The sequence below is a fragment of the Paeniglutamicibacter psychrophenolicus genome (genome assembly GCF_017876575.1).
Lineage (GTDB): Bacteria > Actinomycetota > Actinomycetes > Actinomycetales > Micrococcaceae > Paeniglutamicibacter > Paeniglutamicibacter psychrophenolicus.
In genome coordinates this window covers 2,350,009-2,370,425 of sequence record NZ_JAGIOE010000001.1, presented here as the reverse complement: position 1 = coordinate 2,370,425, position 20,417 = coordinate 2,350,009, and the positions used below count along the sequence as shown (strand labels likewise).

The window sequence follows — 20,417 nt, the reverse complement described above, 5'->3', positions numbered from 1 at the left end:
ACCACGTGGTCGAACCGGGCAGCCTCGCCTGCGTTGCAGGTACCGGCCGCAGGAATCAGCACCGGGTATCGGGCCCCGGGCCTCGGCCTCGGCCTCGGGCCTCAGGCTTCGGGAACCAGGTCGCCGTGGCCGTCTTCGCGCAGGGCCGCCCGCAGCTTGGCGGCGTTGGCGTCCATCGTGGCCGGATCCGGGTTGGTGTCGGCCCGCGCCAGGTCGAAGTCGGCCAGCGAATTGGTCGGCCACACGTGCACATGCAGGTGCGGGACCTCGAACCCGGCAATCATCAGCCCTGCACGCTCGGAGGCGAACGCGCGGACCTGGGCGCGGCCGATCTTGCCTGCAACATCGACCAGGTGTGTCATCAATTCGGCCGGGGCCTCGGTCCACTTGTCGAGTTCTTCGCGCGGCACCACCAGGGTGTGCCCGTGCGTGATCGGGCCGATGGTCAGGAACGCGACGCAGTGCTCGTCCTTCCAGATGAAGCGCCCGGGGATCTGGCCGTCGATGATCTTGGTAAACAGCGTGCTCATGCACCCTCCATGTGGTCGTCGCCGCGCAAGGTGGCGGCATCCAGGACAAACCTGTATTTCACGTCGGCGGCGACCATCCGGTCCCACGCCTCGTTGATGTGCTTCGCCCCGGTCAGCTCGATCTCGCACGCCACCTGGTGTTCGGCGCAGAAGTCGAGCATTTCCTGGGTCTGCGCGATCGAGCCTATCAACGACCCGGTGTAGCTCAGCCGCCTGTGGACCAGCTCCCGGGTGTCGAACCCCGGCATCGGGCCGTCGGGCAGCGAGAGCTGGACCAACGCGCCGTCGCGGCGCAGGGCCTTGAGGTAGGGGCCCACGTCGTGCGGGGCCGAGACCGTGTCGATGAGAAGGTCCAGGGTGTCGCGGCTCCCCCGCAGCGCGGCCGCATCAAGCGTGTCGATGACCGTGTGCGCGCCCAGGGCCAGGGCCGAGTCGTGCTTGGCGTTCCCGCGGGTCAGCACGGTGACCTCGGCGCCCATCGCGACGGCCAGCTTGACGGCCATGTGGCCCAGCCCGCCCAGGCCCAGGACCCCCACGCGGCTGCCGGGCCCCACGTCGTGGTGGCGCAGCGGCGAGTAGGTGGTGATCCCGGCGCACAGCAGCGGGGCGGCAGCGGCCGGATCCAGCGCGGCGGGGATCCGCAGCACGTAGCGGGCATCCACCACGATGCGCGTGGAGTAGCCGCCCTGGGTGTATTCGCCGGTCCGGGCGTCGTGCCCGCCGTAGGTAGCCACCGATTTGGTGCAGAACTGCTCCAGGCCCGCGCGGCATTCCCCGCATTCGCGGCAGGAATCCACCAGGCAGCCGACCCCCACCCGGGTGCCGATGACCAGGTCGGTGACCGCGTCGCCGGCCTGCGAGACGATGCCGACCATTTCGTGACCGAGGACCAGCGGCAGCCGCTTGGCGCCCCATTCCCCGCGCCCGGTGTGCACGTCGGAATGGCACAGCCCGCAGAATTCGATCTCGATGACCACGTCGCGCGGGCCGGGTTCGCGGCGGTGGATCACCAGTGGCACCACCGGCCCGCCGGCCCGTGCGATGCCCAGCGCCGGCACCGCCGCCGGGGCCATGGCCGCGGCCGGGCCCCGGGTGCGTTCGCGCTCGTGCAACCTTGCGGCGGTGTCAAGGGGCGGGGGTTTCGGTCGACCAATCATGCTTCGAACCTACCTCTGCCCCGGGCCCGGGGCCAGCGGCCGCGCTTCACGCCCGGATCCGGCTGCTCACGGGGTGGGTCCGGTGGCGGCGGGTCGGGCGGCATCGGAACTGTATTGCGACCAGGACCCGGGGTACAGCGCGGCATGCACCCCGATGGTTTCCAGCGCGAGGACCTGGTGTGCGGCGGTGACGCCCGAGCCGCAATATGCCGCGACCTCCTGCGCCCCGGCACCGGGCTGCACGCCAAGCCCCGCCAGGGCAGCGGCCAGCGGGCCCGGTGCCAGCAGGTGCCCGTCGGCGCCCAAGTTCTCGGTGGTGGGGCGGTTGCGCGCCCCGGGGATGTGCCCGGCACGCGGGTCGATCGGCTCGACCTCGCCCCGGTAGCGCTCCGCGGCGCGGGAATCGAGCAGGATCCCGTGTCCCGGGAACGCGGCGGCGGCATCGATGTCGATCACCGGCATGTGCCCCCAGCCCAGGCGGACGTTGCCCGGGGCCGCGGTGTTGGTCCCGGTTTCCAGCACGTGCCCGGCGGCCTCCCACCCCTGCACTCCCCCGTCCAGCACCCGGACGTCGGCGGCCCCCGCGTGGCGCAGCAGCCACCAGCCGCGGGCCGCGGCCAACCCGCCGGTTCCGTCGTAGAGCACCACGGTCGAGTCCTCGTTGATGCCCCAACGGCGGGCGGAGGCGGCAAGGTCGTGCGCCTCGGGAAGCGGGTGCCGGCCTGCCTGCGGGGTCCCAGATGCCGAGAGCTCGGTTTCCATGTCGACGAAGATCGCCCCGGGGATGTGCCCGGCCTCGTAGTGGTCCCGGCCGTGCGCGTCCCCCAGCGCCCAACGCACATCCAGCAGCACGGTGTCCGGCCTGGACTCCAGCAGTGCGGCCAGCCCGCGCGCGTCGATCAATGTCTTTCGTTCCTCGCCCATGTGCGGCGGCGTCCCTTCGCTTGCGACCTCAGCCCGCGGGCCTCTTGTGTGATCCAGCCTAGTTCCCCGCCCGCGCCCACCGTCCACCTCCCGCCGCAGGCCGCGCGTCGGGCGCCGCGCCGCACTGCGGTTCGGTAGGCTTGCTCGGGTGGATACAACACCCCTGGTTTCGCTGCCCCGTCCCTCTTCCTCCCGTGCGTGGGTCGATGCGGCGGTGCGCACCATCGATGCCGAGTCGATGCGCTCGGCCGACACCCACCTGCACAAGCTCGAGCTGCCCCGCGCGTGGGGCATCGACCTGTACCTGAAGGACGAGTCGACGCACCGCACCGGCAGCCTCAAGCACCGGCTGGCGCGTTCCCTGTTCCTCTACGGCCTGGTCAACGGGTGGATCACCGAGGGCACCACGATCGTGGAGGCCTCCTCCGGTTCCACCGCGGTATCCGAGGCGTACTACGCCAAGCTCCTGGGCCTGCCGTTCATCGCGGTGATGGCCGCGGGGACCTCCCCGGAGAAGATCGCGCTGATCGAGGCCACCGGGGGCACCTGCCACCTGGTCGATGACCCCTCGAGCGTGTATGCGGAATCCGAGCGGCTTGCCGCTGCCACGAATGGGCACTACATGGACCAGTTCACCTACGCCGAGCGGGCCACGGACTGGCGCGGGAACAACAACATCGCCGAGTCGATTTTCCAGCAGCTGGCCATGGAGGAGCACCCGGTGCCGTCCTGGATCGTGGTGGGCGCCGGAACCGGCGGCACCTCGGCGACCATCGGCCGCTACGCCCGCTACCACCGCCATTCCACCCGCCTGGCCGTCGCGGATCCCGAGGGCTCGGCGTTCCTGCCGGCCTGGCAGGCAGCGGTTTCCGGGGGCGACGCGGGGGCCGCCACCGGCACCGCCAGCCGCATCGAGGGCATCGGCCGGGCACGCCCGGAACCGAGCTTCGTGCCGGGGGTCATCGACTTCATGGCCACGGTTCCCGATGCCGCCTCGGTGGCGGCGATGCGCCACCTGCAGGACTTCGCGCACCTGTGTGCCGGGCCCTCGACCGGGACCAACCTCTGGCTGGCCTGGCAGGTCGTGGCGAACATGCTCGCCGCGGGCGAGAAGGGCTCGGTCGTCTCGCTGTTGTGCGACAACGGGGAGCGCTACGCGACCTCCTACTACGACGCCGGCTGGCTGGCGGCCGCCGGGCTGGACCCGGAACCCTACGCGGGCCGGATCGAACGCCTGCTGGAAACCGGGCGCTGGGAGTAGCCGCCCGGCACCACCGGGGTTTCGCAGGTCAGCGCTCCCCCAGCACCACCGGGGTCTCGTTGGGAATCCTGCTGTAGCCCAACCCGTGCTCCGCGGCGACCCGGCCCAGGTGCCCGTCCACCAGGGACAGTCCACGCGCGTTGAGCAGCCCGTCGTGGATCGGGAAGTTCTCCGCCGCGTTCACCATGGACAGGAACTCGATGGTCTCCCCGATCTTCGCCCACGGGGCATGGGCCGGAACCAGCAGCGTGGCCACCTCGATCCCCTCGGGCACCTGGTAGCTGTCGCCCGGGTGGTACAGCGTCCGGTCCACGAAGTAGCCGATGTTGGCCACGACCGGCAGCGAATGGTGGATCACCGCGTGCATCCCGCCGTGCGTGGAGATTTCCATTCCCGCGGCCTCGAAGACCTCGCCCGGACCGACGCCGTGGATCCGCGCCGCGGCATCGGCGACCCCAGCCTCGGTGGCGGCGGCCAGCACTGACGCGGCAAGGGCCGTCGGTCCGTGGAAGACAAGCTTCTTCTCGCGCCCCAGGGCCGCCACCACGGCGTCCAGGTCCAGGTGGTCGGCGTGCACGTGGGTGGCCAGGATGGCCTCGGCCCCCTCGAGCGCCCGCTCCACCGGCGAGAACGTTCCCGGGTCGATGACCAGCGACCGGCCCCCGGAGCCCACGCGGATGCATGAATGGTTGAACTTGGTGATCTCCATGGCCCCAGCCTAGGCAGGTGGCGCGGGTGCTGCATAGGGGGTCGGGCCCGTGCCCGGCCCCCGCCCGTCCGCCTCGCGGTGCCGGGCGCGGAACCGCCCTGTGCGGGGGTCCGCTGGTAAACTCAAGGTGTCCGATCGAGGCGTTCCCCGGGCGCCGTGTTTCAGCCGGCCCCCAGGTGCGCACCGTGCGGACGCAGTGCCGAACTTTCAAGGAGTGCTCAAACACATGACGAATCCTGCGACCACGCGGCGAGGAACCGAACAGCGGGTGACCAAGCAGCGTCTGGCAGTGAATGCCGCCCTGGGCCAGGTCGATGACTTCGTGACGGCACAGGAACTGCACCGCTGGCTGCTCGACGAGGGCGACAAGGTCTCTCTGGCCACTGTCTACCGGCTGCTGCTCTCCATGGCCGAGGACGGGTTGGTGGATGTGCTGCGCAACAACGAGGGCGAGGCGATGTACCGCCAATGCGTCATCGAGCACCACCACCACCACCTGGTGTGCCGGACCTGCGGCAAGGCAGTCGAGGTCGAGGCACCCGCGGTGGAGAAGTGGGCGGCCCGGGTGGCCGAGGAAAACGGCTTCACCGAACCCACCCACACCGTGGAGATCTACGGGCTCTGCCCGGCCTGCTCGGCAAGCCAGGGCGCCGGGACCAGCTAGCCCGGCAATCAGCTGTCCCGGCGCCACCGGGACTTCCCGACTTGGCGCAGGTTCCCGCAAGCCCGGAACCCCGGATCCCGCTCAGGTCCCCGGGGCGGCAAACGGCGAGGGACCGAGGATCTCGATGCCCCCGTTGCGCCGTGCCGATTCCATCACCCGGCCGAAATCGACCTCTCCGGTGCCCGGATCGCCGTCCTGAAGCGGAACGCTGGCCTCCAGGTAGAACGCCTGGCAGACCCCAGGGGTGTGCAGGCACAGCACGCGCGTTGCATCCTCTGTCACCTTGAACGCATGGGGCATCCCCCGCGGCGCCATCACCAGGCCGCCGGCACCGATCCTCGATTCCCGGCCGGCCAGGTGCATCACGATCTCGCCGCTGAGCACGATCATCGTTTCGTCCGACTCCGGATGCGTGTGCAGGGGCGTGTCCTTGCCCTTCTCCAGCCGGTCCTCAAAGAGCAGGAAGGCACCGGCGGTCTGTGCCTCGGTGGCCTTCCAGATGTGCACCCCGCCGCCGAAGAACCAACGCCGCTCCCCCTCCCCGGGCTGACGGATGATGGCTTGAAGTTCCTTGTTCGTGTCCACGGGACTCGCCTCGTTCACTGATGTGGCACCGGATTCGGGGCCCGAATCCCACGACAAGACTGGGGTGCCGCGGCCGCGGAGTCAACACCTTTCCCGCCCCCGGGCCGCGGTCATGTTGCCCCTGGCACCGGATGCGGCGAAGGCGTGTGCCCTGGCCCCCGCAACGGGGAACCGGGCACACGCCTTCGCTTGGGGGTTCGACGGGTCGGCGGCCCGGCGGCCCGGCGGACCGGCGTGAACCTCAGGCGGCCACGGCCGCCATCTTCTCGGAGTGCCGCACCCGGTCCCGGCGCCAGGCGATGAGCCGGCACACCACATAGATGAGGAACGAGATCGTGGTGACATAGGGACTGATCGGCAGCGACCCGGCCAGCGCCAGCAGGATGCCGCCCACCACCGACGTCATGGCGAAGGCCACCGAGAGGCTGACGGTGAGCACGGGGTTGGAGGTCACCCGGATGGCCGCCGCGGCCGGGGTGATCAGCAGGGCCAGGACCAGCAGCGCGCCAACCACCTGGATGGACAGCGCCACGGCCAGCCCGAGCACCACCATGAACGCCACCGAGAGCCGGCCGGCGGGCACGCCGCGGGCAGCCGCAACGGCCGGGTCCACGGAAATGAAGGTCAGCGGGCGCCACATGGCCAACAGCGCGACCATCACGATGAGGGAGCACACCGCCAGCAGTCCCAGCTGGACCGTGTCCACCGCGACGATCTGCCCGGTGAGCAGGCCGAACTTGTTGGCGCTGCGGCCCTGGTAGAGCGCCAGGAACAAGATCCCCAGGCCCAGCCCGAAGGGCATCAGCACCCCGATGATGGAGTTGCGGTCCTTGGCCGCGGCGCCCATCAGGCCCAGCACCAGCGAGGCCAGCACCGATCCGACCAGGGAGCCGACGACCACGTTGGCGCCGATGAGCAGCGCGAACGCGGCCCCGGCAAAGGAGAGCTCGGCGATGCCGTGCACGGCGAAGGCCATGTCGCGGAGCATCACGAAGATGCCGATCATCCCGCCGACCAGCCCCAGCAGGGCCCCGGCTATCAGCGAATTGGACACCAGCGGCAGGATCTCCGCGTAGTCCTGGAAGCTGAAGACGGTGCTCCAGATCTCTGTCAGGTCCATGCTCAGGCTCCTTGGTGCGGGTGGGCGTGGTTCACGGTCTCGGGCATCCCGACCACCACGATGCGGCCGTTGGACTCGAAGACCTCGATGGGGCTGCCGTAGAGCTCGGAGAGCACCTCGGAGCGCATGACCTCCTCGGGGGTCCCGACGTGGAATCGCCCGCCGGCCAGGTACAGCACCCGGTCGACGTATTGCAGGATCGGGTTGATCTCGTGGGTCACGAAGACCACCGCCGCCCCGTGGTCGCAGGCCTGGCGGTGGATCAGCGAGGAGACGGCCTGCTGGTGGTGCAAATCCAGGGAGAGCAGCGGCTCGTCGCACAGCAGCAGCCGCGGGTCGTCCGCCAGCGCCTGGGCCGCGCGCAGCCGCTGCTGCTCGCCGCCGGAGAGCACCCCGACGGGGCGGTCGGCGTAGGCGGTGGCCCCGACCAGTTCCAGCAGCTCGTCCACGCGCGCCCGCATCTTCGCCCGGCCCAGTCGGATCCCCCACTTGTGACCGTCGATGCCCAGGGCCACCAGGTCGCGGGCGCGCAGCGGGGTGTTGTCGTCGAAGGAGCGCTGCTGCGGGATGGTGCCGACCTGGCGGGAGCCGCGGGTCGCGGGCCGCCCGGCAACCTCGACGGTGCCGGAGGACAGTTCCTGCAGGCCCATCAGGGTGCGCAGCATGGTGGTCTTGCCCGACCCGTTGGGGCCCAGCACGGCCAGGAATTCGCCCGGGGCGATGTCCAAATCCAGCCCATCCCAGAGCAGTCGGTCGCCGAAGCGCAGCGAGGCGCCGCGCAGGCGCACCACCGGTTCGGGTGCGGGCTTGGCCGGGGCGCCCGGCACGGTGCTGGGGCTAGCGGCCAAGGGCCACCTCAAGTTGCTGCACGTTCGATTCCATCCAGGAGATGTAGTTGAGCCCCTCGGGCAGGGTTTCGGTCAAATCCAGCACCGGGACCCCGGCGGACTTCGACAGCGCGCCGACCTTCTCGGTCTGCGGCCCGGAGGTCTGGGTGTTCAGCGCCAGCACCGCGAACTCGTGCGATTCGAGCCCTTCGGCAAGCTTCTTGAGCAGCAGCGGGGGCACGTCCTCGCCGGCTTCCATCGCGGCGCTGACGCCGGCGGGGGTTCCATCGACCATCCCGGCATCGCTGAGCAGGTAGTAGGCCAGCGGTTCGGTCATCGCGAACTTCTTGCCTTCCGCGGTGGCCCGCAACGAGTCGATGCGCCCGGCCAGCGCATCGATGCGCTTGTCGAAGGCGTCGGCCGCGGCCGTGAACTCCGCGGACTTGGCGGGCATGAGCTTGGAGTACTCGGCGGCCAGGCCGCGGGCCAGCGCGCCGACGGTGTGCACGTCGTACCAGACGTGTTCGTTGCCCTCCGCGTGGTCGTGCCCGGCATGGTCCTGCACGGTGCCCTCGGGTTCGCTCGCACCGGAGGGGTCGCCGTGCCCGGCCTGGAAGTCCACCGCGTGGATCATCGCGCCGTCGGGAAGCGAGAGGCCCTGGGCCAGCGCGTCCATGAACGGGTCGTATCCCCCGCCGTTGGCGATGACGACATCGGCCTTGGAGACCGCGAGCTTGTCGCGCGCGGTGGCCTCGTAGGAGTGCGGGTCCTGGGAGGTCTTGTCCACGATGGCGCGCACGCTCACCGCCGACCCGCCAACCGCCCGGGCCACGTCGGCGTACACCGAGGTCGATGCCACCACCTCGAGCACCGGCCCGGCAGCGCCGGGTTGTGCGCCTTGGCCCGCCGGCGCGGTGGCGCAGGCGGAGAGCAACAGGAGGCAGGCAGCGGCGGCGAGGGCGCGAAGTGGTTTGTTCATGCGGTGCGTACGGGACCTTTCGGGGGGAAAACCAACAGACCCCAGACTATCTCAATTGCGAGTCATTCGCATTATTGGGCGCTGCGGTTTTCCCGGCGGATGCCGCGTTTCTGGTTCTGGTCGTCGATTTCCCCGACCAGCTGCTCCAGCACGTCCTCCAGGAACAGGATCCCCAGGGTGGCGCCGGTCCCGTCGACCACGCGGGCCAGGTGCTTGCCGTCGGCACGCATCTGCTCCATCGCATCTTCGATCTCCGCATCACCGGCCACCACGCCCATGGGGCGCAGCTCGATGTCGGTGACCGGTTCGCGGTACCTGTCGTCGGGCAGCGCCATGACGTCCTTCATGTGCCAGTAGCCCACGAATTCCCCGTCCCGGGCGATGACGATGCGCGAGAAGCCGGTCCGGCCCACGGTGCGCTCGAATTCCTGCACCGTGGTGCCCTGCTCCAGGGTGACAACCTGGTCGCGGTCTACCATGGTGGCGGAGGCGGTGAGGTCGGAGAACTCCAGCGCCTTGCGCAGCATGATCGCATCGTCGGCCTCCAGCGTGCCATAGCGCGCCGAGGAAGCAATGATCGACTGCACCTCGGCGGCGGTGAACGCGGAGTTCACCTCGTTCTTGGGCTCGATCCCCATCAGGTGCAGGAAGCGGTTGGCGATCCAGTTCAGCGAAACCACGATCGGGTGCACGCCCACCGAGAGCCACAACAGCGGCCCGGCCAGCAGCAGCACCGCCTTGTCGGCCATCGACACCGAGATGTTCTTCGGCACCATCTCGCCGAAGGTCACGTGCAGGAAGGTGACGATCAGCAGCGCCAGCAGGAACGCGACGGATCCGGCCAGCGCCTCGGTCAGGCCCAGGAACTGCAGCGGCACCACGAAGAGGTGGTGGATCGCCGGTTCGGCGACGTTCAGGATCAGCAGCGAGCACACGGTGATGCCCAGCTGGCACACCGCGAGCATGATGGAGACCGATTCCATGGCCTTCAGCGCGCGGATCGCACGCTTGTCCCCCGCGTCGGCCAGCGGTTCGATCTGGGAGCGGCGGGCGGACATCACGGCGAATTCCGCCGCGACGAAGAACGCGTTGCCCAGCAACAAGACAATCAGCCAGAGCAGGCCGGAAAAGTCGTTCATGCCCGTCCCTCCGTGGCTTCGTCCGGGCTTGATGCCGAGGACGCGCTCGAAGTTGTCGGCGGGCGCGGCACGAAGTGCAGCTCCGCGACGCGGCGCTTGTCCAGCGCGGTGACGGTGAACGCACCACCCTCGGTGTCGACCTCGTCGCCGAGGAACGGGATCCGGCCCAGTTCGGCCATCACGAACCCGCCCACGGTTTCGTAGGCGGCATCGTCGGGGATCTCGACCTCGCCGATGAGCTCGTTGAGCTGGTCCGGGCGGAACATGCCCGGGATCATCCAGGAGCCGTCGGGCAGTTGGCGCACCTCGGGCCCCGCGGAGTCGTGCTCGTCGGCGACTTCGCCGACGATTTCCTCAATCAGGTCTTCCAAGGTGACCATTCCGGCGGTTCCGCCATATTCGTCAAGCACGATCGCCATTTGCAGGTTTGCGCCGCGAAGCTGCACCAGCAGCGTGTCCAGGTGCACGGTTTCCGGGACGAAGATCACCGGGGTCTTGTTCTCCCCGACCTCCTTGCCGGCGCGCTTGTCGCGCGGGATGGCAATGATGGTCTTGACGTGGCAGACGCCCTTGATCTCGTCGGTGGACCCGTCGGTGACGGGGAAGCGGGAGTACCCGGTCTTCTTCGCCAGCTCGATGACCTCCTGGACGTGGGCGTCGTGCTCGATGGTCTGCATCCTGGTGCGCGGGGTCATCACGTCGGCGGCCGAGCGCTCGGAGAAGCGCACGGTGCGGTCAACGAAGAGCGCCGCCTCCTTGTCCAGGGTGCCCATTGCCGCACTGCGGCGCACCAGCGAGACCAGCTCGGCCGGGGAGCGCGCCCCGGAGATCTCCTCCTTGACCTCCAGGCCGAACAGGTGCAGGACCTTGTTGGAGAAGCCGTTGAGCAAGACGATGGCCGGCTTGAAGATGGCGGTGAAGATCAATTGCGGCCGGGCGAGCGCGCGGCCGATGTCGAAGGCCTTGGCGATGGCCAGGTTCTTCGGGACCAGTTCGCCGATGACCATCGACAGCAGCGTGGCCAGCAGCATCGCCACGACCAGGGACACCGGAACCGCGGAGTCCCCGAGCCCGAGAGCCAGCAGCGGGCCCTGGAGCAGCTTGCCCACCGAGGGTTCGATGACGTAGCCGGTCAGCAGCGTCGTCAGGGTGATGCCCAGCTGGCAGGAGGAGAGTTGGGTGGAGAGGGACTTGAGGCAGTGCAGCAGGGCAATGGCCTTGGTGTCCCCCGCGTCGACGGCTTCCTGCACATTGGCCTGGTCGAGAGCGACGAGGGAAAATTCGACGGCGACGAAGAAGCCGGTGCCCAGGATCAACAGCAGGCCAACGGCCAGCAGCAACCATTCCATCTAGTGTCTCACCGCCCCGGCGGCGGAGCGGATTCGGGGGGCGGAAACGCCGAGACCCGGAAATCTAGGGTGTGTGCGCCGGCAACAAGAAGGCTCCGATGGGGAGATCGAACTGGGTGAGCAATGACATGTGTGGCCGGCACCGCGTGATTTCACGACTGGCCGGCACAGAGAGTGGCTGTCCATAACAATGTCAGTGTATCTGAACCGCGACTTGAGCACATGCGCCGCTCCCCGGGCCGGGCACCGACGCAAGAGGTCCCCCGGCGCCCCGAATGGTGCACCGGGGGCGCAGGGTGTGAGGCCGGTCGCTTGAATCGCCGTTCGACGCGCCACGCATGTGATACCCGGCTCATTGGTTCCCATCCGGCGGAGATTAGTCACTAGACTACTTAGCAGGTCTAGAACTATGCCCTCGTGACGGGTTTCCGCTCGAAGGCGCTTAGACAAACGGAAATACAGGGAGAAGAGGCGTAATACCGTGCCAGATCAATCGCACCACCGACTCACCGAAGAGTTCGGCGGGAACGAATGGCTAGTCGATGAGCTGTACCAACAGTTCCTCAAGGACAAGAACTCGGTAGACAAGAAATGGTGGGACATCTTCGCGTCCCTCAATTCGGACCAGGCTGCCGCACCCCCGGCAGCGGAGGTTCCGGTCGCGGCAACCCCGGCCCCGGCACCGGCTGCCCCTCCTGCCGCACCGCGCGCCGCAACGCAGGCCCGCGTCGTTGACGTCACCGGCACCACCCCCAGCGCCTCCGCGGAATCCTCCACCGCAGGTTCCGCCGCTGCAGCCGCACCGCGCGTCCCGGCCGACCCGGCCCCGGCCACCAAGTCCCAGCCGATCCCGGCGCAGCTGCCCAAGGGCACCGGCAGCTCGGCATCGGGCGAGGAAAAGCGTACCCAGCTGCGCGGCCCGGCCAAGGCCATCGCCACCAACATGGAGCAGTCGCTGACCGTTCCGACGGCCACCACGGTGCGTGCGGTCCCGGCCAAGGCCCTGATCGACAACCGCGTGGTCATCAACAACCACCTCAAGCGCGCCCGTGGCGGAAAGATCTCCTTCACGCACATCATCGGCTTCGCCGTGATCCGTGCACTGAAGCTCTTCCCCTCGCAGAACGTCACCTACGCCGAGATCGACGGCAAGCCGATGGCGATCCAGCCGGCCCACGTGAACTTCGGCATCGCCATCGACATGCCCAAGCCCGATGGCTCGCGCATGCTTGCGGTTCCCAACATCAAGGCAGCAGAAACCCTGTCCTTCTCCGAATTCTGGGAGACCTACGAGGGCCTGATCAAGCGCGCCCGCGCCAACAAGCTCACCGCCGACGACTACGCCGGCACCACTGTCTCGCTGACCAACCCCGGCGGCATCGGCACCGTGCACTCGGTGCCGCGCCTGTCCAAGGGCCAGGCCACCATCGTGGGCGTCGGCGCCCTCGAGTACCCGGCTGCCTTCCGCGGCGCCGCCGAGTCGACCGTTGCCCTGCAGGGCGTGGGCAAGGTCATCACGCTGACCTCGACCTACGACCACCGTGTCATCCAGGGTGCCGGCTCCGGCGAGTTCCTCAAGCTCGTCGAGTCGCTGCTGCTGGGCGAGCAGGGCTTCTACGACGAGATCTTCGAAGCGCTGCGCATCCCCTACGAGCCGGTCCGCTGGGCCGTCGACAACCAGGTCGACGTCGAGCTCCAGGTCAACAAGATCGCCCGCATCCAGCAGCTGATCCACTCCTACCGCGTGCGCGGCCACCTGATGGCCGACACCAACCCGCTCGAGTACGTCCAGCGCCGCCACCCGGACCTGGACATCCAGACCTACGGCCTGACGCTGTGGGACCTGGACCGCGAATGGGTCACCGGCGGCTTCGGCGGCAAGGACCGCCTGCTGCTGCGCGACATCCTCGGGGTGCTGCGCGACGCCTACTGCCGCACCATAGGCATCGAGTACATGCACATCCAGGATCCGGTGGAACGCAAGTGGTTCCAGGACGAGCTGGAGCACCCGTACACCAAGCCGACCCGCGAAGAGCAGCTGCGCATCCTGGCCAAGCTGAACTCCGCGGAGGCCTTCGAGACCTTCCTGCAGACCAAGTTCGTCGGCCAGAAGCGCTTCTCCCTGGAGGGTGGCGAATCCCTGATTCCGCTGCTTGACGGCATCCTGTCCGACGCAGCCGACGCCGGCATGGAAGAGGTCGCCATCGGCATGGCGCACCGCGGCCGCCTGAACGTGCTGACCAACATCGCCGGCAAGACCTACGCACAGGTCTTCCGCGAGTTCGAGGGCACCGCGACCCCGGGCTCGGTCCAGGGCTCGGGCGACGTGAAGTACCACCTGGGCACCGAGGGTTCCTACACCTCGGACCAGGGCAACCAGACCAAGGTCTACCTGGCCGCCAACCCCTCGCACCTGGAGGCCGTTGACCCGGTGCTCGAGGGCATCGTGCGCGCCAAGCAGGACCGCGCCGGATCCAAGGACTTCAACGTCCTGCCGCTCCTGGTGCACGGCGACGCCGCATTCGCGGGCCAGGGCGTGGTCGGCGAGACCCTCACGCTCTCCCAGCTCGAGGGCTACAAGACCGGCGGCACGATCCACGTGATCGTGAACAACCAGGTCGGCTTCACCACCGCCCCGACCAACTCGCGCTCTTCCGTGTACGCCACCGACGTGGCCAAGCAGGTCCAGGCACCGGTGTTCCACGTCAACGGCGACGAGCCGGAGTCAGTGGTCCACGTGGCGCAGATGGCCTTCGCCTACCGCCAGCGCTTCAACAAGGACGTCGTCATCGACATGGTGTGCTACCGCCGCCGTGGCCACAACGAGGGCGACGACCCGTCGATGACGCAGCCGATGATGTACAACCTCATCGAGGCCAAGCGCTCGACCCGCAAGCTGTACACCGAGGCCCTCGTCGGCCGCGGCGACATCACGCAGGACGAGGCCGACCAGGCGTTGCGCGACTACCAGCAGCGACTGGAGCGCGTCTTCGCCGAGACCCACGCGGCGCAGACCTCCCCGATCCCGGTGATCACCCCGGGCACCTCGGCCATCCACGACCTGGAGCTGCCCACGGCCCAGCGCGAGGACGAGGCAGCCTCGATCGACGCCAAGGACACGGCCATCACCGCCGAGACCCTGGCGCACATCGGTGCCGCACACCTGGCCATCCCGGAGGACTTCACCGTCCACCCGAAGCTCAAGGTGCTCCTGGAGCGCCGCGAAAAGATGAGCCGCGAGGGCGGGATCGACTGGGGCATGGCGGAAATCGCAGCCTTCGGCACCCTGTCCATGGAAGGCGTGCCGGTCCGACTGGCGGGCCAGGACTCGCGACGCGGCACCTTCGTGCAGCGCCACGCGGTCTTCCACGACCGCCTCAACGGAGACGAGTGGTACCCGCTGCTGAACCTGGCCGAAGACCAGGCCAAGCTGTGGATCTACGACTCGCTGCTGAGCGAATACGCGGCCCTGGGCTTCGAGTACGGCTACTCGGTCGAGCGCCCGGACGCCCTGGTGCTCTGGGAGGCGCAGTTCGGCGACTTCGTCAACGGCGCCCAGACCGTCATCGACGAGTTCATCTCCTCCGCCGAGCAGAAGTGGGGCCAGCGCTCCTCGCTGGTCATGATGCTTCCGCACGGCTACGAGGGACAGGGCCCGGACCACTCCTCGGCCCGCATCGAACGCTTCCTGCAGATGTGCGCGGAGAACAACATGGTCGTGGCCCAGCCGTCAACCGGCGCCAACCACTTCCACCTGTTGCGCCGCCAGGCCTACGCCCGTCCGCGCAAGCCGCTGGTGATCTTCACCCCGAAGCAGCTGCTGCGCCTGAAGGCAGCGGCCTCGTCGGTGGAGGACTTCACCACCGGCACCTTCCAGGAGGTCATCCCCGACACGGCCAACCTGAACCCGGCCGACGTCGATCGCGTGCTGCTGGTTTCCGGTCGCCTGTACTACGACCTGGAAGCGGCCCGCACCAAGGCCAACGACACCAAGACCGCAATCGTGCGCGTCGAGCAGCTCTACCCGCTGCCCGCCGAGGCGATCGCGGCCGAGGCTGCCAAGTACCCGAACGCCGAGGTTGTCTGGGCACAGGACGAGCCCGCAAACCAGGGTCCGTGGCCGTTCGTCGGCCTGAACCTGCCGGCCGAGCTGGGCAAGGTCGTGCGCCTGGTCTCGCGCAAGGCATCGGCGGCGACCTCCACCGGCACGCACAAGCGCCACGAGGTCCAGCAGGCGCGCCTGATCACCGAGGCGTTCACCCGCTAGGGTTCGACGCCGGGCGGTCCGCACCCAAAGGGTGATGTGACCGCGGAAATTGCCCTCGGGGCGGGACATCGACGGTGTCCCGCCCCGAGGTCGCTTAACCGACTGCTAATGTTGGTGCGTACGCGCCCTGAGAAAGGTCTTTCGTGGAATACCGCACTATTCGACTTACCGCCATCGGCGACGAGCTCCTGGCCGGTCACGGGGATCCGCGGGCACTGGGCTGGTACGGACGGGTGTTGGCACGCACCTCCAACACCGAGGTCCGCATCGAGAGCTACACGCTGGCCGCACCCGGGGAAGGCACCGAGGCCCTGAGCACCCGCTGGTTCGACGAGGCCTCCCGCCGTTTCGGCGAGAACGTCGACAACCGCCTGGTCATCGCGCTTTCGGACCGCGACCTGGACCTGGGCCTGTCCACCGCCCGCTCCCGGCTGAACCTGGCCAACATCCTGGACTCCGCCTCGCAGATGAGCATCAAGGCCCTGGTCGTGGGCCCCGCCCCCGGACTTGACCCGGAACGCAACGCGCGCCTGGCCGAGCTCTCCCACGTCTACGCGGATGTGGCCACGCGCCGCAAGCACCACTACGTGGACACCTTCACCCCGCTGCAGAACCACGCCCAGTGGCGCAACGACCTGTCGGTCAACGGCGGGCTGCCCGGGCAGGCCGGATACGGGCTGATGGCCTGGCTCGTGCTGCACCGCGGCTGGTACTCCTGGCTGGGGTTGCCCGAGCCCGGGGCCGGCTGACACATTTTTCTCGCGGCGTACTTATATTCTTGGGTCCGGCCGCGTGTATATGACAGACTGGGGAAAGTCCAACTTGGGACCAGGAATTGCAAAGGAGTCCTCACATGAGCAAACGTGCACGTAAGCGTAAGGATCGCAAGCGCGGCGGAGCCAACCACGGCAAGCGCCCCAACACCTAAGCCGGACGCGGCGGTGTTCCCCGCGGGCACAGACCGCAGGAACACCGCACCCGGAAGACCAGAGGGCCGGAGCCCGTTGATCGTCAGCTGACGATGAAACGAACTCCGGCCCTCTTGCGTGCCCGGCGCCTGGTGGCGGGCGTGGATTGGTCTCGCCGACGTTTCTAGGCGTGGCCCGATTCGACCCGGATCTCGGAAATCCGGGTGATGATCTTCGACTTCAGCGTGTCCGGCGCGATCTCCTGGCAGCTGCGTCGCACGACGGAGCGGATGATGCACTCCAGGTCGTATTCCTCGGTGCACTCGGCACAGTGCTCCAGGTGGGCCTTGACCTCCGAGAGGTCCTGCAGCGACAACGCTCCGTCAAGGTACTCGTACAGACGCACGATGCGTTTGTCGTCGCAGTCTCCCAATGACTGGCAGTCCCCCATTATTTCTTCTCCGCTCCGGGCGTGGGTGCCCCTTGGGTCCTTTGTGCCACACCGATCCCGCGCTCATGCGCATAGTCGGCGAGCAGTTCTCGCAATTGTTTTCGTCCCCGGTGCAACCGCGACATCACCGTGCCGATCGGCACACCGAGGATCTCCGCGGCATCCTTGTAGGGGAAACCCTCGACGTCCACGAAGTACACCGCCAACCGGAACTCCTCGGCAATGGACTGCAGCGCGTTCTTCACGTCCGAGTCCGGCAGGTGGTCCAGGGCCTCGACCTCGGCCGAGCGCAGCCCGGCGGGCGTGTGCTCCGCGGCCTTGGCCATCTGCCAATCCTCGACGGTGTCCGTCCCGGTGCGCAGCGGCTCGCGCTGGCGCTTGCGGTAGAGGTTGATGTAGGTGTTGGTCAGGATCCGGTACAGCCAGGCCTTCAGGTTGGTCCCGGGCTTGTACTGGTGGAAGGCCGAATACGCCTTGGTGTAGGCCTCCTGGACCAGGTCCTCGGCATCCGCGGGGTTGCGCGCCATGCGCATGGCCGCGGAATAGAGCTGGTCGACATATTGCAGTGCGTCGCGCTCGAAGCGCTCGCGGCGTTGTGCTTCGGTCTCATCGGCTACCGGTACAGTGTCGGTGCCCTGTATATTCTCGGTCATCACGGCCCAGTCTACGCGTAGCCGCGACGCACTCGGGGCCGGGGCTTCGAGCTGCAATACTCCCATATGTCCTCCGCCTCTTGCCTTGGAATCGTTGTTTGACGCTGGCGCGGCTTCCCGCGCCAGCGGTTGTTGCGCGTTGCGCGGTTCACGCCATACAGGGGGTAACACGCAAGCCCGCGACTCTATTCCACGCCCGGGCCCCGCCTGCGGCTAGAATTGGGGCCACGAGGGGACACCGATCGCCGGCCCACGGGCCCGGCCCCCAGCGGCACCGGCTCCAGGTGTTCCCCCTTCGCAGGTGGTTTTGCGCATCCGGCGCGAATCCACCGCCGGCGGCAACGGCGCCGCCACCGCCCATGACCCCCATTCCCGACCCCCATTCCCCCGCCGCGGGCCAATTCCCGCGGCACACCCGAGACCCGGAGGCAGCCGTTGAGCACCCAAGAGACCCTGGACACCGCGTGGGACGCCCCGCACCCCGAACTCCCCGTTGACGGAACCGTCATCGTTCCGGCGTCCAAGTCGTTGACCAACCGGTATCTTCTGCTCGCCGCCCTGGCCGAGGGCCCCTCGCGCATCTCCAACGCGCTGGCCTCGCGCGACTCCGACCTGATGATCGGCGCCCTGCGCGCCCTGGGCACCGGCATCGAAACCCGCCAGGTGGCGGACGGAACCCTGGAGCTGCTCATCACCCCCATGGACCTGGGCGCCGACATGGGCCGGGTCGACATCGACTGCGGGCTGGCCGGGACCGTCATGCGCTTCGTTCCCCCGCTGGCCGCCCTGGCCCGAGGCTCCTTCACCTTCGACGGCGACCCGCACGCCCGGCTGCGCCCCATGGCCCCGGTGCTCAACGCGCTGTCCGACCTCGGCGTCCCGCTGGCCGAGCACGGCGAACCGGGCCTGCTGCCTGCCACCGTCACCGGCACCGGGTCCCTGGCCGGGGGCCGGATCACGGTCGACGCTTCGGGTTCCTCGCAGTTCATTTCCGCCCTGCTGCTGGTTGCCGCGCGCACCGAGCACGGGCTGGAAATCACCGCCGCCGCCGGCCGCATCGCCAGCCCCGACCACATCGAGATGACCGTTGCGACGCTGCGCGAGCTCGGCGTGGTGATCACCCGCCCCGACGAGCGCAGCTGGAAGGTCGAACCCGGAAACATCAGCGCCTTCGAGCGCACCATGGAACCGGATTTGTCCAACGCCGGTCCCTTCCTGGCCGCAGCCATGGTCACCGGAGGAACGGTCCGCGTCCCGCACTGGCCCACCTCCACCACCCAGGTCGGCGACCAGTGGCGCACCATCCTCACCCGCATGGGCGCGAGCATCACGCACCACGCGGACGGCACCCTGGAGCTCACCGGCCCGGCGGAGATCTCCGGCATCGACTACGCGGACGCCTCCGAGCTCGCCCCCACGCTCGCTGCCATCTGCGCCCTGGCCACCGGCCCCTCCCGGCTCACCGGCATCGCGCACCTGCGCGGGCACGAGACCGACCGGCTCGCCGCGCTGGTGACCGAGATCAACAACCTCGGCGGCAGTGCCACCGAACTGGCGGACGGGCTGCTGATCGAACCGGCCCCGCTGCACGGCGGGGAGTTCGCGACCTACGCCGACCACCGCATGGCAACCGCCGGGGCCATCATCGGCCTGGCCGTGCCCGGGGTGAAGGTCCTGGACATCGGAACCACCGCCAAGACCATGCCCGACTTCCCCGAACTTTGGACCACGCTGGCCGCCAGCGGAAAGGCCGCACACTAAGCACATGACACGCAGCACACGGGACTGGGACGAATCGGATGTCCGCATCCGCCCCAACAAAAAAGGCTCACGACCCCGCACCAAGGACCGCCCCGCCTACGAGGACGCGCTGATCGGGCGCATCATCACGGTGGACCGCGGCCGTTACCGCGCAATCCTCGACGAGGACACCGAGCAGGAGCGGATCGTGATCGCCGCCCGCGCCCGCGAGCTGCGCCGCAACCCGGTGGTGCCCGGGGACTTCGTGGCCCTGGTGGGCGACACCTCCGGGGAACCGGACACCCTGGCCCGCCTGGTGCGCATCCAGGACCGATCCACCCTCCTGCGCCGCAGCGCCGACGACACCGACCCGGTCGAACGCGTCGTGGTGGCCAACGTCGACCAGCTGGTGATCGTCGTGGCCGCGGCCAACCCGGAGCCGCGCACCGGCTTCATCGACCGGGCCATCGTCGCGGCCTTCGACGCGGGCATCCACCCGCTGCTGTGCATCACCAAGGCCGATGTGCGCGACCCGGAACCGTTCCTGGAGAACTACCGGCACCTGGACATCGACATCGTGGTCTCGCGCACCACCGACGAGTCGGCCACCGGCATCGACGCGCGCTCCGCAGACGGGCTCTCGGCCCGGCTGGCCGGCACCCCGGTGGAGGAGCTGCGCGAGATGCTCGCCTCCAAGGTCTCGGTGGTCATCGGGCACTCCGGCGTGGGCAAGTCCACGCTGGTCAACGCGCTCACCGGCGCCCAGCGGGCCACCGGCAACGTCAACGCCGTCACCGGGCGCGGGCGCCACACCTCCTCCTCGGCCCTGGCGCTGCGCATCGACGACGCCCCGGCCGGCTCGTGGATCATCGACACCCCCGGCATCCGCTCCTTCGGGCTGGCGCTGGTGGACCCGGAGAACATCCTCAACGCCTTCGACGACCTGGTTCCGGTCGCCAACCAGTGCGCCCGCGGCTGCACGCACAAGGCCACCGAGCCCAAGTGCGCGCTGGATGCGTGGGTGGCCTCCGGCGAGGCCGGTCCGGTGGGCATTGCCCGGCTGGAGTCCTACCGCCGGCTGCTGGGGCAGGACGAAACCGCCGAGGCCAAGGAACTGGGCACCGCCTAGCCACGGGGCCCCGGGTGTGCCTCCG

Annotated in this window: 19 protein-coding genes; 7 read left to right on the top strand and 12 right to left on the bottom strand. The window is 68.8% G+C overall.

What is annotated here, in order from left to right; all coding sequences use genetic code 11:
• Nucleotides 1–101: 101 nt before the first annotated feature.
• The 3 genes from JOF46_RS10740 to JOF46_RS10730 all read right to left on the bottom strand — a co-directional run bounded on the left by JOF46_RS10740 (nucleotide 102) and on the right by JOF46_RS10730 (nucleotide 2,611).
• On the bottom strand, nucleotides 102–530 hold the full coding sequence (locus JOF46_RS10740) for an HIT family protein (protein ID WP_209907276.1): 429 nt from the start codon (nucleotides 528–530) through the stop codon (nucleotides 102–104).
• A complete protein-coding gene (locus JOF46_RS10735) occupies nucleotides 527–1,687 on the bottom strand; it encodes an NAD(P)-dependent alcohol dehydrogenase (RefSeq protein WP_209907275.1) in 1,161 nt (386 codons plus the stop codon). The genes JOF46_RS10740 and JOF46_RS10735 overlap by 4 nt, the downstream gene beginning before the upstream one ends.
• 66 nt (nucleotides 1,688–1,753) lie before the next feature.
• A complete protein-coding gene (locus JOF46_RS10730) occupies nucleotides 1,754–2,611 on the bottom strand; it encodes a sulfurtransferase (protein ID WP_209907274.1) in 858 nt (285 codons plus the stop codon).
• Between the two features lie 238 nt (nucleotides 2,612–2,849).
• Between JOF46_RS10730 and JOF46_RS10725 the strand changes: the two genes are divergently transcribed.
• A complete protein-coding gene (locus JOF46_RS10725; RefSeq protein ID WP_245348466.1) occupies nucleotides 2,850–3,872 on the top strand; it encodes a PLP-dependent cysteine synthase family protein in 1,023 nt (340 codons plus the stop codon).
• Between the two features lie 28 nt (nucleotides 3,873–3,900).
• Here JOF46_RS10725 and JOF46_RS10720 read toward each other — a convergent pair whose 3' ends face one another.
• Entirely contained in the window at nucleotides 3,901–4,581 is a 681-nt protein-coding gene (locus tag JOF46_RS10720; protein ID WP_209907273.1) for an MBL fold metallo-hydrolase, read from the bottom strand.
• 226 nt (nucleotides 4,582–4,807) lie between these two features.
• Here JOF46_RS10720 and JOF46_RS10715 point away from each other — a divergent pair, with 226 nt between their 5' ends.
• Entirely contained in the window at nucleotides 4,808–5,245 is a 438-nt protein-coding gene (locus JOF46_RS10715) for a Fur family transcriptional regulator (protein ID WP_209907272.1), read from the top strand.
• Nucleotides 5,246–5,326: 81 nt separating this feature from the next.
• Here the strand turns inward: JOF46_RS10715 and JOF46_RS10710 are convergent, their stop codons facing one another.
• The 6 genes from JOF46_RS10710 to JOF46_RS10685 all read right to left on the bottom strand — a co-directional run bounded on the left by JOF46_RS10710 (nucleotide 5,327) and on the right by JOF46_RS10685 (nucleotide 11,244).
• On the bottom strand, nucleotides 5,327–5,830 hold the full coding sequence (locus JOF46_RS10710; protein WP_209907271.1) for a cupin domain-containing protein: 504 nt from the start codon (nucleotides 5,828–5,830) through the stop codon (nucleotides 5,327–5,329).
• 241 nt (nucleotides 5,831–6,071) lie between these two features.
• Nucleotides 6,072–6,950, bottom strand: coding sequence for a metal ABC transporter permease (locus tag JOF46_RS10705; RefSeq protein WP_209907270.1), 879 nt, complete (start codon nucleotides 6,948–6,950; stop codon nucleotides 6,072–6,074).
• Between the two features lie 2 nt (nucleotides 6,951–6,952).
• On the bottom strand, nucleotides 6,953–7,798 hold the full coding sequence (locus tag JOF46_RS10700; protein WP_245348089.1) for a metal ABC transporter ATP-binding protein: 846 nt from the start codon (nucleotides 7,796–7,798) through the stop codon (nucleotides 6,953–6,955).
• Nucleotides 7,788–8,756 (bottom strand): metal ABC transporter solute-binding protein, Zn/Mn family, encoded by a 969-nt coding sequence (locus tag JOF46_RS10695; RefSeq protein WP_209907269.1) that lies wholly within the window; start codon nucleotides 8,754–8,756, stop codon nucleotides 7,788–7,790. The genes JOF46_RS10700 and JOF46_RS10695 overlap by 11 nt, the downstream gene beginning before the upstream one ends.
• Nucleotides 8,757–8,827: 71 nt before the next feature.
• Nucleotides 8,828–9,895 (bottom strand): hemolysin family protein, encoded by a 1,068-nt coding sequence (locus tag JOF46_RS10690; protein WP_209907268.1) that lies wholly within the window; start codon nucleotides 9,893–9,895, stop codon nucleotides 8,828–8,830.
• Complete coding sequence (locus JOF46_RS10685; RefSeq protein ID WP_245348088.1) at nucleotides 9,892–11,244, bottom strand: hemolysin family protein; 1,353 nt, start codon at nucleotides 11,242–11,244, stop codon at nucleotides 9,892–9,894. The genes JOF46_RS10690 and JOF46_RS10685 overlap by 4 nt, the downstream gene beginning before the upstream one ends.
• Nucleotides 11,245–11,725: 481 nt before the next feature.
• On the opposite strand from JOF46_RS10685, the gene JOF46_RS10680 reads away from it, so the two are divergent.
• The 3 genes from JOF46_RS10680 to JOF46_RS22865 all read left to right on the top strand — a co-directional run bounded on the left by JOF46_RS10680 (nucleotide 11,726) and on the right by JOF46_RS22865 (nucleotide 16,439).
• A complete protein-coding gene (locus tag JOF46_RS10680) occupies nucleotides 11,726–15,511 on the top strand; it encodes a multifunctional oxoglutarate decarboxylase/oxoglutarate dehydrogenase thiamine pyrophosphate-binding subunit/dihydrolipoyllysine-residue succinyltransferase subunit (RefSeq protein WP_209907267.1) in 3,786 nt (1,261 codons plus the stop codon).
• 143 nt (nucleotides 15,512–15,654) lie between these two features.
• Nucleotides 15,655–16,260 (top strand): GDSL-type esterase/lipase family protein, encoded by a 606-nt coding sequence (locus tag JOF46_RS10675; RefSeq protein WP_071213123.1) that lies wholly within the window; start codon nucleotides 15,655–15,657, stop codon nucleotides 16,258–16,260.
• Nucleotides 16,261–16,364: 104 nt separating this feature from the next.
• Nucleotides 16,365–16,439, top strand: coding sequence for a 50S ribosomal protein bL37 (locus tag JOF46_RS22865; protein WP_370664980.1), 75 nt, complete (start codon nucleotides 16,365–16,367; stop codon nucleotides 16,437–16,439).
• 164 nt (nucleotides 16,440–16,603) lie between these two features.
• Here JOF46_RS22865 and rsrA read toward each other — a convergent pair whose 3' ends face one another.
• Together rsrA and JOF46_RS10665 are read right to left on the bottom strand one after the other, a co-directional pair.
• Nucleotides 16,604–16,870 (bottom strand): mycothiol system anti-sigma-R factor, encoded by a 267-nt coding sequence (gene rsrA, locus JOF46_RS10670; protein ID WP_071213122.1) that lies wholly within the window; start codon nucleotides 16,868–16,870, stop codon nucleotides 16,604–16,606.
• Nucleotides 16,870–17,523 (bottom strand): sigma-70 family RNA polymerase sigma factor, encoded by a 654-nt coding sequence (locus tag JOF46_RS10665; protein ID WP_181578273.1) that lies wholly within the window; start codon nucleotides 17,521–17,523, stop codon nucleotides 16,870–16,872. The genes rsrA and JOF46_RS10665 overlap by 1 nt, the downstream gene beginning before the upstream one ends.
• Before the next feature lie 435 nt (nucleotides 17,524–17,958).
• On the opposite strand from JOF46_RS10665, the gene aroA reads away from it, so the two are divergent.
• Together aroA and rsgA are read left to right on the top strand one after the other, a co-directional pair.
• On the top strand, nucleotides 17,959–19,284 hold the full coding sequence (gene aroA, locus JOF46_RS10660) for a 3-phosphoshikimate 1-carboxyvinyltransferase (protein WP_209907266.1): 1,326 nt from the start codon (nucleotides 17,959–17,961) through the stop codon (nucleotides 19,282–19,284).
• Nucleotides 19,285–19,288: 4 nt separating this feature from the next.
• Nucleotides 19,289–20,392, top strand: a complete 1,104-nt coding sequence (gene rsgA, locus JOF46_RS10655) for a ribosome small subunit-dependent GTPase A (protein WP_209907265.1) — start codon at nucleotides 19,289–19,291, stop codon at nucleotides 20,390–20,392.
• The last annotated feature ends 25 nt before the right edge of the window (nucleotides 20,393–20,417 follow it).

What these genes read in the sequence shown, in the direction of transcription:
- JOF46_RS10690 (WP_209907268.1), bottom strand. Translation starts at nt 9,895, where the DNA reads ATGAACGACTTTTCCGGCCTGCTCTGGCTGATTGTCTTGTTGCTGGGC.
- JOF46_RS10715 (WP_209907272.1), top strand. Translation starts at nt 4,808, where the DNA reads ATGACGAATCCTGCGACCACGCGGCGAGGAACCGAACAGCGGGTGACC.
- JOF46_RS10720 (WP_209907273.1), bottom strand. Translation starts at nt 4,581, where the DNA reads ATGGAGATCACCAAGTTCAACCATTCATGCATCCGCGTGGGCTCCGGG.
- JOF46_RS10725 (WP_245348466.1), top strand. Translation starts at nt 2,850, where the DNA reads ATGCGCTCGGCCGACACCCACCTGCACAAGCTCGAGCTGCCCCGCGCG.
- JOF46_RS10665 (WP_181578273.1), bottom strand. Translation starts at nt 17,523, where the DNA reads ATGACCGAGAATATACAGGGCACCGACACTGTACCGGTAGCCGATGAG.
- rsrA (WP_071213122.1), bottom strand. Translation starts at nt 16,870, where the DNA reads ATGGGGGACTGCCAGTCATTGGGAGACTGCGACGACAAACGCATCGTG.
- rsgA (WP_209907265.1), top strand. Translation starts at nt 19,289, where the DNA reads ATGACACGCAGCACACGGGACTGGGACGAATCGGATGTCCGCATCCGC.
- JOF46_RS10740 (WP_209907276.1), bottom strand. Translation starts at nt 530, where the DNA reads ATGAGCACGCTGTTTACCAAGATCATCGACGGCCAGATCCCCGGGCGC.
- JOF46_RS10685 (WP_245348088.1), bottom strand. Translation starts at nt 11,244, where the DNA reads ATGGAATGGTTGCTGCTGGCCGTTGGCCTGCTGTTGATCCTGGGCACC.
- JOF46_RS10695 (WP_209907269.1), bottom strand. Translation starts at nt 8,756, where the DNA reads ATGAACAAACCACTTCGCGCCCTCGCCGCCGCTGCCTGCCTCCTGTTG.
- JOF46_RS10730 (WP_209907274.1), bottom strand. Translation starts at nt 2,611, where the DNA reads ATGGGCGAGGAACGAAAGACATTGATCGACGCGCGCGGGCTGGCCGCA.
- JOF46_RS10705 (WP_209907270.1), bottom strand. Translation starts at nt 6,950, where the DNA reads ATGGACCTGACAGAGATCTGGAGCACCGTCTTCAGCTTCCAGGACTAC.
- JOF46_RS10735 (WP_209907275.1), bottom strand. Translation starts at nt 1,687, where the DNA reads ATGATTGGTCGACCGAAACCCCCGCCCCTTGACACCGCCGCAAGGTTG.